A 498-nucleotide genomic window follows, 5' to 3' on the forward strand; every position below is an offset into this window, starting at 1 on the left:
GGGACGGCGAGTTCCATGGCGACCAGGCGCGGGACGTCCTCCCGCTTGTCGAGCCGTCCCTTGACGAAGACGATGGCGTCCTCGACGAGTTGGGTCGAGACCAGCTGATAGGTGGCCGGAAAGAACATGCAGTCGAGGGAGCCGCCGAGGTCCTCGACGGTGGCGATGGCCCAGGCATTGCCCTGCTTGGTCATCTTCCGCTGGAGCCCGGAGATGATGCCGCCGATGGTGACGATGGTGCCGTCGGAGTGGTCGCCGCCGTTGAGTGCGGCGATGGAGGCGTCGGCCTTGTCGTTGAGGACGTGCTCGACGCCGAAGAGGGGGTGGTCGGACACGTAGAGGCCGAGCATCTCCCGCTCCTGGGCGAGCAGATACGACTTCTCCCACTCCTCCTCGGCGAACTGCACGTCGAGCCCGAAGCCCGGCTCGTCCGCCGCGGTCTCGTCGCCCATGCCGCCGAAGAGGTCGAACTGCCCCTCGGCCTCCTTCCGCTTGACC

1 protein-coding gene is annotated in these 498 nt (G+C 67.3%); it reads right to left on the reverse strand.

Going from position 1 to position 498, the window contains the following annotated elements:
• The coding region (locus LG396_RS38885; RefSeq protein WP_263980127.1) for an OB-fold nucleic acid binding domain-containing protein at nt 1-498 on the reverse strand (498 nt) is incomplete at both ends.

The organism is Streptomyces aculeolatus (genome assembly GCF_020400605.1).
GTDB classification, from domain to species: domain Bacteria; phylum Actinomycetota; class Actinomycetes; order Streptomycetales; family Streptomycetaceae; genus Streptomyces; species Streptomyces aculeolatus.